Annotated in this window: 14 protein-coding genes; 7 read left to right on the top strand and 7 right to left on the bottom strand. The window is 46.2% G+C overall.

The genetic code is table 11. The annotated features are described in order from the left end of the window. The first annotated feature begins 97 nt into the window (after window positions 1-97). Genes NWE96_02875 through NWE96_02865 form a run of 3 tightly spaced genes read left to right on the top strand, consistent with a single transcriptional unit; the run spans window position 98 to window position 3385 of the window. Window positions 98-1732: a 4Fe-4S binding protein gene (locus NWE96_02875; GenBank protein MCW3982920.1), complete on the top strand. Its 1635-nt coding sequence runs from the start codon at window positions 98-100 to the stop codon at window positions 1730-1732. Between the two features lie 7 nt (window positions 1733-1739). Next, window positions 1740-2705 carry a hypothetical protein gene (locus tag NWE96_02870; GenBank protein ID MCW3982919.1) on the top strand — a complete coding sequence of 322 codons (966 nt, stop codon included), beginning with the start codon at window positions 1740-1742 and terminating at the stop codon, window positions 2703-2705. A gap of 59 nt (window positions 2706-2764) precedes the next feature. After that, complete coding sequence (locus tag NWE96_02865) at window positions 2765-3385, top strand: flavodoxin family protein (GenBank protein MCW3982918.1); 621 nt, start codon at window positions 2765-2767, stop codon at window positions 3383-3385. Window positions 3386-3430: 45 nt separating this feature from the next. On the opposite strand, the gene hcp is transcribed toward NWE96_02865, so the two are convergent. From hcp to NWE96_02830, 7 genes are all read right to left on the bottom strand, one after another. Further along, complete coding sequence (gene hcp / locus NWE96_02860) at window positions 3431-5032, bottom strand: hydroxylamine reductase (protein ID MCW3982917.1); 1602 nt, start codon at window positions 5030-5032, stop codon at window positions 3431-3433. A gap of 105 nt (window positions 5033-5137) precedes the next feature. Continuing rightward, a complete protein-coding gene (locus tag NWE96_02855; GenBank protein MCW3982916.1) occupies window positions 5138-5764 on the bottom strand; it encodes a helix-turn-helix domain-containing protein in 627 nt (208 codons plus the stop codon). A 49-nt stretch (window positions 5765-5813) separates the two neighbouring features. Next, window positions 5814-6488: an amino acid ABC transporter permease gene (locus tag NWE96_02850; protein MCW3982915.1), complete on the bottom strand. Its 675-nt coding sequence runs from the start codon at window positions 6486-6488 to the stop codon at window positions 5814-5816. Window positions 6489-6492: 4 nt separating this feature from the next. Then, entirely contained in the window at window positions 6493-7275 is a 783-nt protein-coding gene (locus tag NWE96_02845) for an amino acid ABC transporter ATP-binding protein (GenBank protein MCW3982914.1), read from the bottom strand. Window positions 7276-7279: 4 nt separating this feature from the next. Continuing rightward, window positions 7280-7936 (bottom strand): amino acid ABC transporter permease, encoded by a 657-nt coding sequence (locus NWE96_02840; GenBank protein ID MCW3982913.1) that lies wholly within the window; start codon window positions 7934-7936, stop codon window positions 7280-7282. A 16-nt stretch (window positions 7937-7952) separates the two neighbouring features. After that, complete coding sequence (locus NWE96_02835; protein ID MCW3982912.1) at window positions 7953-8780, bottom strand: ABC transporter substrate-binding protein; 828 nt, start codon at window positions 8778-8780, stop codon at window positions 7953-7955. A 45-nt stretch (window positions 8781-8825) separates the two neighbouring features. Continuing rightward, a complete protein-coding gene (locus NWE96_02830; protein ID MCW3982911.1) occupies window positions 8826-9758 on the bottom strand; it encodes a DMT family transporter in 933 nt (310 codons plus the stop codon). A 150-nt stretch (window positions 9759-9908) separates the two neighbouring features. Here NWE96_02830 and NWE96_02825 point away from each other — a divergent pair, with 150 nt between their 5' ends. The 4 genes from NWE96_02825 (at window position 9909) to NWE96_02810 (ending at window position 12698) form a co-directional block, all read left to right on the top strand. Beyond that, window positions 9909-10154 (top strand): hypothetical protein, encoded by a 246-nt coding sequence (locus NWE96_02825; GenBank protein MCW3982910.1) that lies wholly within the window; start codon window positions 9909-9911, stop codon window positions 10152-10154. Window positions 10155-10210: 56 nt separating this feature from the next. After that, window positions 10211-10771 (top strand): GDSL-type esterase/lipase family protein, encoded by a 561-nt coding sequence (locus NWE96_02820; GenBank protein MCW3982909.1) that lies wholly within the window; start codon window positions 10211-10213, stop codon window positions 10769-10771. Window positions 10772-10838: 67 nt separating this feature from the next. Further along, window positions 10839-11558: a GDSL-type esterase/lipase family protein gene (locus NWE96_02815; GenBank protein MCW3982908.1), complete on the top strand. Its 720-nt coding sequence runs from the start codon at window positions 10839-10841 to the stop codon at window positions 11556-11558. A 42-nt stretch (window positions 11559-11600) separates the two neighbouring features. Beyond that, the gene (locus NWE96_02810; protein ID MCW3982907.1) at window positions 11601-12698 is read left to right on the top strand and encodes an acyltransferase family protein; all 1098 of its coding nucleotides are present in this window, start codon (window positions 11601-11603) and stop codon (window positions 12696-12698) included. Window positions 12699-12703: the final 5 nt, after the last annotated feature.

Genomic DNA, 12703 nt, shown 5'->3' with positions numbered 1-12703 from the left:
GTCAATAAACGTTGACAAACAAAACCGCTTCTTTGTCAAGGTTTCTTAACGAAAAAAGCTATATGGCAACATAACCGAAGGGTGGGTGTGGGCAGGCATGGTTGGGGTGCTTGGTAAACGGCGAGGGATTCTTTGCATATCAGTTGCGGTTCTGATTGCCGCCTGCTTTTTGAGCATCCAAAGCATCGAACCCGCCAGCAGTTGTTACGGTCCACACATAACCGCAGATATTGACCGCACACAAGTCAACCTAAACGAAACTGTGACTTGCACGGGCAAAGTGTGTCCTGCCGCTGAAAACAAGACTGTACGGTTTGCTTTCACTCGCCCAGACTACACCTACATCGAACAATACGTATTGACTGATCCGGTCACGGGGAACTTCACAGTTACTCAGAAGCTTGACATGGTGGGGTATTGGAACATTTTTGCCATAGACGGCCACATATGTGACCGATTATTCGCTGAAGTCACGGATCCCCAGAACCCTGATGCGCCGCTTCCAACTCCCAGTGTAGCTTTAAACTATAAGCCTAACTATTCTGTCATAGGCGTCACAGCAGTTTTCCTAAGCTTGGGCACGGCTGTGTTCTATTTTGGGACCAAAAATCAGACACGAAAAATCACTGCCATCAGGACTTTTGTTCAGATTGGTTTAATCTTTGTTATCTTCTTCGGCATATTCATCGACCACTACAATTACCCAGTTCCAGCCGCGCAGATTTCAACCCACGAATTAGACATAGCAACCAACGTTTTAGGTGTCGATATGCCTGACGGGCTTCCTTTGCCCCTGTATAGTTGTTACTATCCCTGTGGTAGAATTGGAACCTGCGCTTTGTGGCAAATTCAAGCCTACATTTACCCGTTCTTTGATGTAGGGAGCGGTTGGGGTGTACATTACGCTTCAGAGGGGGTACTTAGGTTGGCGGTGGTTTTCGGCATAATCATCATAGCGGCGATTTTATTGGGGAAGGTTTTCTGCGGTTGGGTTTGCCCCTTTGGTTTGTACTTGGATTTGATGACTCGCCTGCGTAAGGCGCTAAAAATCAAGCGTAGAGCGTTCTCAGAACGGTTTAATGAACGATTCCACCAATTAGGCTACGTTATCTTGGCGCTTACAGTAATTCTCAGCGTAGTTTTCGCCTCCCAAGCCCTGACAGGCACTCAACTTGTTAGTGGAACCGAACGGGGTGGCTACATCTACACCTACTTCTCGGCGCCCTTCTGCCAAGTGTGCCCCATGAAACCGTTATGCCTCTTAGCGGAATCCAGTGTCGGCTTAATGCGACCCGAGTGGCTGGTGCAGAATACAACAGGTCAGTTCTTTGAAGTAGGTTTCTACTTGACCTCAACTAACCTAATCATTTTGGCAATCGTCAGCATTGCAGCGTTCTTCTTTAGGCGTTCATGGTGCCAAATTTGCCCGCTGGGCGCGTTAATCGCTTTGTTCAACCGTTTTCCTCCGTTTAAGTGGATTTCAGGTGTACGCTTGAACAAGGTTGAGGAGAAATGTACCAAATGTGGCATTTGCAAACGTGTTTGCCCGACCCAAGTTAAAGATGTTTACGAAAAGAAGGGCGGGGACGTAGCCAACTCGCAGTGTATCTATTGTTTGCGTTGTGTAGAGATGTGCCCACAGGAGGATTGCCTGCAACTTAAGCTTTTGGGCAAGAAAGTTGCCACATCAAGGAACTGGTTAAATAAATCTGACACACTAAAATTGGAGTAAAAGAGATATGACAATGCAGAAAAAAGTAGTTGTAGTTGTTGCGGTTGCGATTTTGGCTGTGTCCCTTCTGGCAGGTTTTGTCTTCACAGAATCCCCTCAAGCAAGTCAGCAACAACAAACAGTCATGCAAAACATCATAATCAGACCGGACGGCAGCTTTACACCCGCCGACGCACCTATCGCACGCAACGGCGAAGTTTACACTTTTACAGACAACATCTACGGTACAGTAAAAATCCAGAAAAGCAACATTATACTCGACGGTGCAGGCTACACGTTAAGTGGTCCTTACAATGGGTCGCAGGTAAACGTGTGGGTAGTCGGTAACGGTCCCAATCAGTCACCAGATTTAGTTGCTGAGTACATAATCGGTGTGGATTTAGGCGGGAAAACAGTGGAAGGCATAACAATTCAAAACCTCAACGTTAAGAACTTTAGCATCGGCATGTACATGTGGACAAAAAACAACACCGTAACCCATTGTGCAGTTTCAGAGAGCATCTTGGGTATAATGTTGTCAGGTTCAAACACAACTGTCACCAACAACTACCTTGCATACAATAAGCAAGGCCTATTCTTTGGTTTCAACGGAGAAAATGAGTTAATCCCCTTAGACGTCCACATCAGTCACAACGGTTTTGTCGAGAACGAGGTACAGATTAACGGCTGCTTCTGCGAAGATTACCCCGAAAACGAGGAGCCACACGCGTGGGATAACGGTAGAGAGGGCAACTACTGGAGTGACTACAACGGCACCGACGCAGACAAAGACGGAATCGGCGACACCGCCTACGTGGTTGATGTTCAAAACCAAGACCGCTATCCACTGATGACAAACCCCGCGCAGATACCAACCCCCACGACACAGGCAACCCAGGCTTTGCCGATGCAGTGGTTGACCTTTATTGCAGGTGCAGCGTTGGTTGCAGTAGTGACTTTCGTTTTGGTTCGCAGGTTTAACAAGCCGCAATAGTCTTGTACGTTACTCTTTTATCTCCTAATCTGATTAAGTGTTAGAGGGGTTGTTTTACAGTGAAGGTTGTTGCGTTTAATGGAAGCCCAAGAAAAGACGGAAACACCGCCGCTTTAATCAATCATGTCCTTAAAGAACTTCAAGCAGAAGGAATCCAAACAGAATTCATCCAACTCGGCGGCCAACAAATCCACGGCTGCATGGCCTGTGGCACTTGTTGGAAACTCAAAAACAAAGAATGCAAAATAGTAAACGACAACATCAACCAATACATCAAAAAGATTGCTGAAGCCGACGGCGTAATCCTTGGTTCCCCGACGTACTTTTCGATGATGACCCCCGAGTTGAAGGCGTTCATCGACCGCGCGGGGTACGTTGCCATGGCGAATGATTACTTGTTTAGGCGTAAAGTGGGTGCTGCAGTTGTTGCGGTTCGCAGGGCGGGAGCCATTCCAACGTTTGATGCTATAAACAACTTTTTCCTCATAAGCGAAATGATAATCCCCGGCTCGTCCTACTGGAACGTGGGTGTGGGGTTAAACAAGGGTGATGTTGAAATGGATGAGGATGGGCTGGAGACGATGGCGACTTTGGGCAAGAACATGGCTTGGCTAATTAAGAAACTGCAACCCAAAACTGCTGATGAATCGGCTCAATCTTCTTTTTTCAATCAAACCTAAAACTGAAAAACAAAAGTGGGGAAGTGCCGTTTAGGCACTCTTGTTTTACTTCATTATGGCTGCGAGGTCTTCGTCTGCTGTCTTTATGGGCATGATGTTGAATTTTTCGACGAGCACTTTTAGGATGCCTGGTGTGATGAAGGCGGGGAGGCTGGGTCCGATGCGGATGTCTTTTATGCCCAAGTACAGCAGCGACAGCAATATAGCGCAAGCTTTCTGTTCATACCATGATAGCACCATCGAGAGCGGTAGGTCGTTAACGCCGACTTTGAATGCGTCTGCGAGTGCCATGGCGATTTTTACTGCGCTGTAGGCGTCGTTGCATTGGCCGATGTCGAGGAGTCGTGGGATGTCGTCGATTGTGCCGAGTTCTTTGTCGAAGAAGCGGAATTTGCCGCATGCCAACGTTAGGATGATGGTGTTTTTGGGTGCTTTTTCTACGAATTCGGTGTAGTAGCTGCGTCCAGGTTTAGCTCCGTCGCATCCGCCGACAAGGATGAAGCGTTTGATGTGGCCGTTCTTGACTGACTCTATGACTTTGCCTGCTACGCTTAGGACTGCGTTTCTGCCGAATCCGACAAGAACTGATTTGCCTTCCACATCATCTGGGAACCCTGGCAATTCGAGTGCTTTGTTGATGACTGGTGTGAAGTCTTTGCCCTCAATGTGGGTGACGCCTGGGTAGCCGACGGGGCCTGAGGTGAAGATGTTGCCTTTGTAGCTTTCGACAGGGCGCTGGATGCAGTTGGTGGTCATGAGGATGGCGCCTGGGAACTGGGCGAATTCTTTCTGTTGGTTTTGCCATGCTGTGCCATAGTGGCCGTAGAAGTGTGGGTACGCTTTGAGTTTGGGGTAGCCGTGGGTGGGGAGCATTTCGCCGTGTGTGTAGACTGTGATGCCTTTGCCTTCGGTTTGTTTTAGTATGTGTTCTAAGTCTATGAGGTCGTGTCCTGAGACAAGGATGGCTTTGCCTTTTTTGTGACCAAGCGGCACTTTGGTGGGGACGGGGTGGCCGTAGGTTTCGGTGTTGCCTGCGTCCAGCAGCTCCATGGCGCGGATGTTGATTTCTCCGCATTTGAAGACTAAACTGACAAATTCGTTTACGCCCAGAGCCTTGTCCAGCGGGGCGGCTAAGCCTTCGTAGATGAAGTCGAAGACTTTTTGGTCTTTTTTGCCCAGTAGGTATGCGTGGTAGGTGTAGGCGGCGACTCCTTTAAGTCCAAAAGTGAGTAGCCACTGCAGCGAATGCAGGTCTGGGTTTATGGTTGGGTCAGAGTTTATGCCGTGTTGTTTGCCTTGTGCAACTAACCCCTCGATTGTGCTTTCAAGCGGCGTATGCGGGACAGTTACGTTAGTTTGTTTGTGTAGTTGTTCGTGGAGTTCAGCTGTTTTCTTTATGTAAGCTACGATTGCTTCTGGGTCAAAGTTCACGTTAGTTAACGTGGCGAATAGTGCTTCGCATACGAACGCGTCGACTTTGTTGTCTGTCCAGCCTGTTTTTCTTGCTTGGAGTGCATGTTGGCTGAGTTCTCTAAGTTTGTATACTAGGAGGTCTTGGAGGTTGGCGACTTCGGGTGTTTTGCCGCAGACTCCTGCGACGGTGCAGCCTGTTCCTTTGGCTGTTTGTTCACATTGGTAACAGAACATTTGGTTTTGGCTCATAACTGTTCACTATACACAGTAGATGGGTGGTTTTGTAAATAGATATTGCCCCTAACATCTTAGGGATATCGCCTGAATTACTCAGTGCACCTAAAGTTCCCGCTTAAAATAATGCTCAAGCAGACGCCGCGTTCCCCGCCGCATAATCTCAGACAACGTCGCAGGACTTATCCCAAGCTTCTTAGACAACTCAGTCGTGTCGATTTGTCTGGGAAAATCAAAAAACCCACTTTTCAGAGCTAACCAAAAAATCCGCTCCTGATTCTCCGTTAAAACCCCGATTTGCTGCTCAAACTTGCCCACTTTACGCACATTAACCTTGTAGCCTGCTTTCTCCAAATCAGAAATAATGCCCCTGTACGCGTCGGGGGTAGGCACCATAAAACTGTAGCTTATGATGTTTCCCTGCACGCTTTTCCCTGAAACCAAAAAAGCATCATGCCCCAAAATCGTGTTACAAACCCCGCAGCCTTCGCTCTCCAGCCAAACCGCGGATTTGCCTTCCACGTGGCCTTTGGCGGTGAGTTCTTTGGGGACTTTCTTTGCTTGTTCCTCACCTAAATCCATGAGGTGCCGAACCGAACCTGTGGTGGAGCTGCGTACGTCGACTACTTTTAGGTGTTTGAAGCCTAGTTCGGCGAGTTTTTTGACCATGTGGCATTCTTTGTTTTCGATTTCTATAACGACGTGGTAGGGTTCCCGCCAAGTGTCAACCAAACCTATCAACCCTTGCAAGTTAAAGTGGACGTTGCAGTTAAAGGATTGCTTACTGCATGTTCAGTTCTATACCTGGAATCCGTTTTTTCTCGTAGACGATATCCATAATTTTTGAGAAGGAAGTTATCCATATTAGGTAGATGATTCCGATAACAATCCAGACAGGCAGGATTTGAAAAGTAGAAAACCTAAGTGCTATGCCTGCCGCCGTTAAATCAAATAAGCCAACAAAGGCTAAGGCTGAAGTGCTTTTTGTCAACGAGCAAAACTCGTTTGTCCATGATGGAATTACTATTCTATATGCCTGCGGCAGAATTACATGTCGGAGTGTTTGTACTCGGGACATTCCTGTCGATAAACCTGCATCCATTTGGTCGTTAAATATGGTTTCGATTGCCCCTTTCATGTATCCTTTCTGGTATCCGCCGCTGTTCAATCCAAAGACTAAGAACGCTAACACGGCATGGTCAATCTGGATATTAATTATTGCAGGAACCGCATATACTGCTATGAACAATTGAACAAACAGGGGGCTTCCACGGAAGAATTCAACGTAGACAGCTATGAGTGCTTTGATGGTTTTGCCGCCGTAAATGTCGCCGATTGATAACAGTGTTCCGATTCCTAGTCCGAGGAGTACACCGAACAATGTTATAGATACAGTTAGCGTTAAACCTTCTATAATCAGTGTCCACGTGTAAGGGTCGGATAGGAATTCAAACATTCATTTATTCCCTTGTTGTTCGATTGATTATTCTTGTCATGAACTGTTTTGCTCTATCTGTATTTGGCGCGTTGAAGAATAACGATGGAGGTCCAGTTTCGATGATTCGCCCTTCATCGTAAAATATCATTTCCTCAGCTACTTCTTTAGCAAACGGCATTTCATGGCTCACGATAAGCATGGTTGTGCCTTCTTTAGCTAAGTCGCGCAGTGTATCTATGACTTCTCCTGTAAGTTCAGGATCCAAAGCTGAGGTGGGTTCGTCAAGTAGGATTATGTCGGGGTTGCGTGCTATGGCTCTGGCTATGCCAACTCGCTGAGCTTGCCCGCCAGACATTTGAGAAGGATACTTGTTGACGCATTCAGTGACTTTTACCTCTTCTAAAGCGGCCAAAGCCCGTTTTTTTGCTTCTTCTTTCGGCAACTTCAAAACCTGCCTAAGTGCCAACTCGACGTTGCCTAAGGCAGTGAGATGCCTAAACAAGTATATGTGTTGAAATACAAATCCAATTTTTGCACGCGCTTTGTTAAGGTCTACACCTGGTTTAGTTAAGCATAGATCTCCGAGGTAAATTTCTCCTTTATCTGGAAAATCAAGCATAGACATGCAACGAAGAATGGTGCTTTTACCTGAACCGCTTGGCCCAAAGATTAGTTTAATGTCGCCCTTGCGAATTTGTAGAGAAACATCTTTGGCGGCTTCAACATATTTCATTTCGCCTTTTTTGTCGCCTTTGATTTTGTATGTTTTGTATACGTGTTTTGCTTCCATCACGATTTCGTTCATTTTTCTACAGTCCTAGTTTTCTCTTTCTTTTTGTTCCCCATCTATCAAGCCAGAAAGCGATCGGAAAAGTTAACGCCACATAAATCAAGGCGGCCAAAATGAATGGTGTAACAACGTCGTAGGGCGGTGAGCTTTTAATTTGTATCGCCCTCGTCATTACTTCAGCTAAGCCGCCGATAACGTAGACATATGCGGAATCTTTTATTAGTAAAGCGTATTCACTGCCTAAGCCTGGTGTTGAGTAAGTAAAAACTTGCGGAACCATAATGTGCCAAATTGCCCTCCATTTGGAGAAACCAACTGATTGCCCAGCAATCATTTGTTCATCTCCAACGCCATGTATTGCGCCTCGATAAATTTGGGATTGATTTGCGCCGCTTCTTAAACCAAGCACAAAACACGCAACAAAGAAAGCACTGTTGAAGGGTATTGGGAAATATGGACCTAAACCAAAAAATATCATAAGCATTAAGACGATTTCAGGAATACCTCGGAAAACTTTTTCGTACGCGTCAACTACGAAACCGACTTCTTTTTCATAGACTCTGATGAACGCTAAGGGTAGACCTACTGCTATCCCTACTAGAAAAGAAATAAGGGAAATGGAAAGAGTTAGTGGGACTCCTTCCAAGAGGTATATTAGTTGTTGTCCAACGTCCAATACGTATCACGTGTGTCTATGCGTGCCATTTTGCTTTTAATTCAGCTACTGTTCCGTCGTAGATTAAATCTGCAAGTGCCCCGTTCATTTTGTCAAGCAACGTTGTTGAACCTTTGGCAGTTAAGAACGCAACTGGGTAGTATGGGTGACTATAGACAGCGCTGGCGGGTTTTCCATCTTGCTGGAACTGAGCAATCCAAGTGGTCGTGATTGGTGTTTCTGCGTAGACTGCTTGGACGCTTGGGTTCGCGCTTACCATGTCTTGAAATGGTGCCGCTGAATCACTCCATGTTTTTATTGTTACGCCTGCAGCGCGAAGTTCTTCTTCTTGAACGTTTCCAGACTGAACTCCGACAGTGATGCCTAACGTTTTGAATTCAGACAATGAATGTATTGTGGTTATGCCTTTGGCTGTCATTGTGCTTTGGAGCATTACTATTTGTCCTTCAGTCGTACTGTGGGGCAGAGTAAATGAAACCTGCTCGAGTCTCTCTGGTGTTACTGAGAAACCGCTAACGCCCATGTCAAGTTGACCGCCTTGTACTGAGAGAATAATGTTGTCAAATGCGACACTATTCCATTCTATCGTTAAACCTAACTTCTTTGCACATGCATCGGCTAAGTCAACTTCGAATCCTACAATTTTTCCGTTTTCCATTAGTTGATAGGGTGGCCAAGTTGGGTCTGTTCCGACGCGGATGGTTTTGGTTGCTTGAATGTGTTCCCAGACGGTATCTGTTCCCGATGAATTCTGAGGCAGAATTAAAGGACTTGCGACAATTCCCGCTGAAAATCCTACAAGGAGCATTATCACAACTAAAGCTACTGTTAATATTTTTGCCATTTTACTTCTCCCTTGCTCCCTAATCAACGCTTTTTGTATTTAAGCTTAAGCATTCTCACAGAATTTCGCTATTTTTTCACACTGATTTTTTTTATCTTTGACCGAAACGAGCACGATAGCTATGACTATAAGGAAAGCGCCGATTGTGGAGAAAATCGTTATCGGCTCTCTTAAAATCAGAATCGACAAGATTACAGCAACAACTATTTCTGACAGCAACAGCACGGTTGAAGTTGACGCTGAAAGATGCTTCAAACCTTCCAGCCACAAGTAATACGGGATAACCCAGCAGACAATGGCTGTCCAGAAAACCCCCAGCCACGCCCAACCAGACAGAGCAAAAAAGTCCGGGCCAGCAAAAACCGTAAACGGAACAATGCATACAAAAGTGAAAACCAAAACCCACGTCATAGATTGGAAAGTCTCCGAAGTGGAGTGCATCACTAATTTCTTATTGTAGATCATAAACACCGCCCAAGTTACCCCTGAAATAATCAGCAAAATATCCCCCAACAGTTGCCCCTCAGTTAACGAGGCGAAATCAAGGTTGGTGCTGACGAAAACTATGCCCAGCAACCCAAAGAGTACACCTGCAATTTTTTTGCTGGAAAAATGTTCCCCTAACAATTTCGGGCTCATGACGGCGACCCATATTGCGCTGAGGTTGATGAAAAGAGCCGCTTTCGCCGCTGAAGTGAATGGCATGCCCACGTATTGCAACAGGTAGCCTGCGGCGTTTGCAACGCCTAAGAAAACCATCAATTTCATGTTGGGTTTTGCGAATTTGAGTTTTTTCAGTGCCGCCATGATTAGAACTAAAGTTACAGAGGAAACTAGGAACCGCCAAAATAGGAATGTGATTGGGTCGATTGTTTCTAAGCCGATTTTTATTATTGGGAATGAGGTGCCCCATAGTGCGCCTGCGAGTAGGGTGAGGAGGATGGCTTTGTTTTTCTGTGAGAACAGGTTGTGGGGCACGCGGGGGTCTCCGATGGTTTGCTTTGATTGGTTGTTTTGTGGATAAAACGTTTTTGCTCCTTATGGCAGACAAATAGTCACCGTTTTGCATACTTTTAAATAGCGCTAACTGCAGATATGCATACAACCACAAACAAAGGAGGGAGAAGGGTGAAAAAAATCTACCTCGCAATAATATGCCTCGCCGCAGCCGCGGGATTGCTCTTCTGGAGTCTCGGCGTAGCATCAGACTTCTTCAGATCCAAAGCGTTTTCCTCTTTCTGGTGGCTAAGCTACGAACAAGCACACATGGCAGAGTTCTTGGCCCTTACAATCGGAGGCGCCGCGCTCATGGTAGGCATAAACTTCTGGGTATTCCGAGAAGAAAAGAAGCCAAAACTGCCAAAAAACGATTAGCCCCGCAGCCCTCATAACTGAAGCTTAATACGGCTGTTCATATCCGACTAACTGGTATGAACAGAATCCGCGTAGCACTCGTAGGAGACAGCATAACCGAGCTATCAGGATACCCCGATTACCTAGCCAACTTACTCGGCACAAACTTTGAAGTAAAAAATTTCGGTGTCTCAGGCTCCAACGCGCTACTGAACGCCCCTTATCCATACCTTTCCACTTCCGCATTAAGAGATTCCTTAACATTTCAATCCAACGTAGTCGTCGTCATGCTTGGAACCAACGACGCCAGCATTGAATTAGAGCCATACTTGGGCAATTTGGAGCAAGATTACACAATGTTAATCCAAAAGTTCCAAACATTCTCAACCAAACCGCGGGTTTGGCTTGCTAAACCGCCTCACATTTACGGCGAAATACATGGGTTGAGCAACCCCCTTTTGGAGCAACAGATAATTCCCTCGATTGAGCAAGTAGCTAAACGTCAGGCTCTGCCTTTAATTGACGTTCATTCAGCGCTAAATAGCCCTCGTTTCTTTTTGGATGGCGTTCACCCCAACGATTTAGGTGCAAAAGCCATCGCAGAAGCCGTCTACAGGGCAATAAAGGCGCGTTTTTGATGGTAAAAACTGATTGTTGAACCGTAAACTAAAATTATAAGCGGCACGTTGAGCTTAAAAGATTCATTTGGACAAAGATACACGTAGAAAGAAGACGTTGCATGCGTTTGGTTTAATCGCGTTAATCGTCTTGTCTTCTTTAGCTGTGCTGAATTTTGGTTACGTCGCCAAAGCTCAACCCATACGCGTTGCCTGTGTAGGTGACAGCATAACTTTTGGCGGTTACCCGAATGTGCTTCAGGAAATGCTTGGTTATGGCTATCAGGTGAGAAACTTTGGGGTCTGCGGCGCAACAGTCTCAAACACTTCAAAAATACCCTACATGGATCAGCCTGAATTCAAGAAATCCTTAGAATTCGACCCTGACATAATCGTGATAATGCTTGGCACCAACGACGCCAACCCAGAGATCGCCTACAGCACAGAAAGCTTCGAAGCCGACTATGCACAGTTAATCAGCGCTTTCCAAGCTCTTAGCGGAAAAGAGGCAATTTGGATCGTTAAGTCACCGCCCATTTTTGCAACTAACTCCGCCTACAACAACACCTACCTATCTGAATCGGTGCTTCCCAAAATAAACAACCTGTCTAATTCACTAAACCTGCCCGTAATCGACATAAACAGCGCCTGTGCTGAGTACGAAGAATACTTCTGTGACGGCGTCCACCCCAGCAGTGAAGGTGCAGCGCTTATTGCATCAAACGTCTGCGACGCAATAACTTTGCCTGACGGTTCCCCCGATTACACCTACACCGAAAGCGCCTACTACGGTTATTCATCTCCCTGATTATAGAAACCGTTATAATTTGTAACTAATCCAAAGTTATCGATGTCAGGGCAAGACCAAACCACCCCCAAAAACGTGGTCACCGCGCTTCCTGTTGATCTCATCCGCACCGTTGCCATAGTCTTAGTTATTCTTCTCCACGCCTCGATTGAGCCAAACCCAAACGTTGACTTCATGTCCCCTCAAGGCGTAGAACTCTGGTGGGTATCCAACGTCTACGATTCCATCGGTCGCATGTGCATTCCCCTCTTTGTGATGCTGACAGGTGCACTGCTGCTTCAACCAAGCAAAGCTGAGGAGCCGCTTAGGATGTTCTTTAAGAAGCGTTGGAGCCGCATTGGTATTCCGATAATTTTTTGGAACATCGTCTTTTTTGTTTGGATTTTCACCGTTAAAGAGCAACCGTTTAGCGTCGTTGCTGTTGTGCAGGGGTTGCTGGCGGGGCCTTATGTACATTTCTGGTACCTCTACGTCTTGATTGGACTGTACTTAGTTACGCCTCTTCTGCGGGTAATCGTAGTCCACGCCGATTGGAAGCTTATCCGCTATTTTCTGGTCGTTTGGTTCTTGGGTACAGGCATAATACCGCTCTTATTCCTGTGCTCCAGTATAAGCCCGCAGGCAGTGTGGTTTAGAGACAGCGTTTTCATCTTAACCGGGCTGGTTGGATACTACCTTTTTGGAGCATACGCGACGCAGATAAGGGTTCGAGCGGGAGTTTTGTGGACGGGGTTGATTTTAAGCACGCTGTGGACGATTTTGGGAACCTACCTTTTGGTCGGAACATTGGGGGAAGCGTACGGCCAGTTTTTCCTTGACGCCTCCAGCATCAGCGTAATATTGGCGTCATTATCGTTATTCCTCATCTTAACGGCAATACCCAATCGAGCCATCAAAAACAGGTTACCCCTCGGTAGCCGAGTGCTCAAAGCCATAAGCCAAAACACCCTGCCAATCTACATTTTCCACGTCATAGTATTAGAGGCTCTACAGTACGGGTATTTGGGTTTCAAAGTAAGCGTAACCACGATCAACCCGATAATTTCAGTACCCTTAGTAACCATCTTAACGCTAATGATTTGCTTAGCCATCTTTGCCCCACTAAAAAAACTGCCCTACGTTAAGAGAATAATAGGGTAACCAAG

This window comes from Candidatus Bathyarchaeota archaeon (genome assembly GCA_026014685.1).
Lineage (GTDB): Archaea > Thermoproteota > Bathyarchaeia > Bathyarchaeales > Bathycorpusculaceae > Bathycorpusculum.
This window is presented reverse-complemented; position numbering and strand designations above follow the sequence as displayed.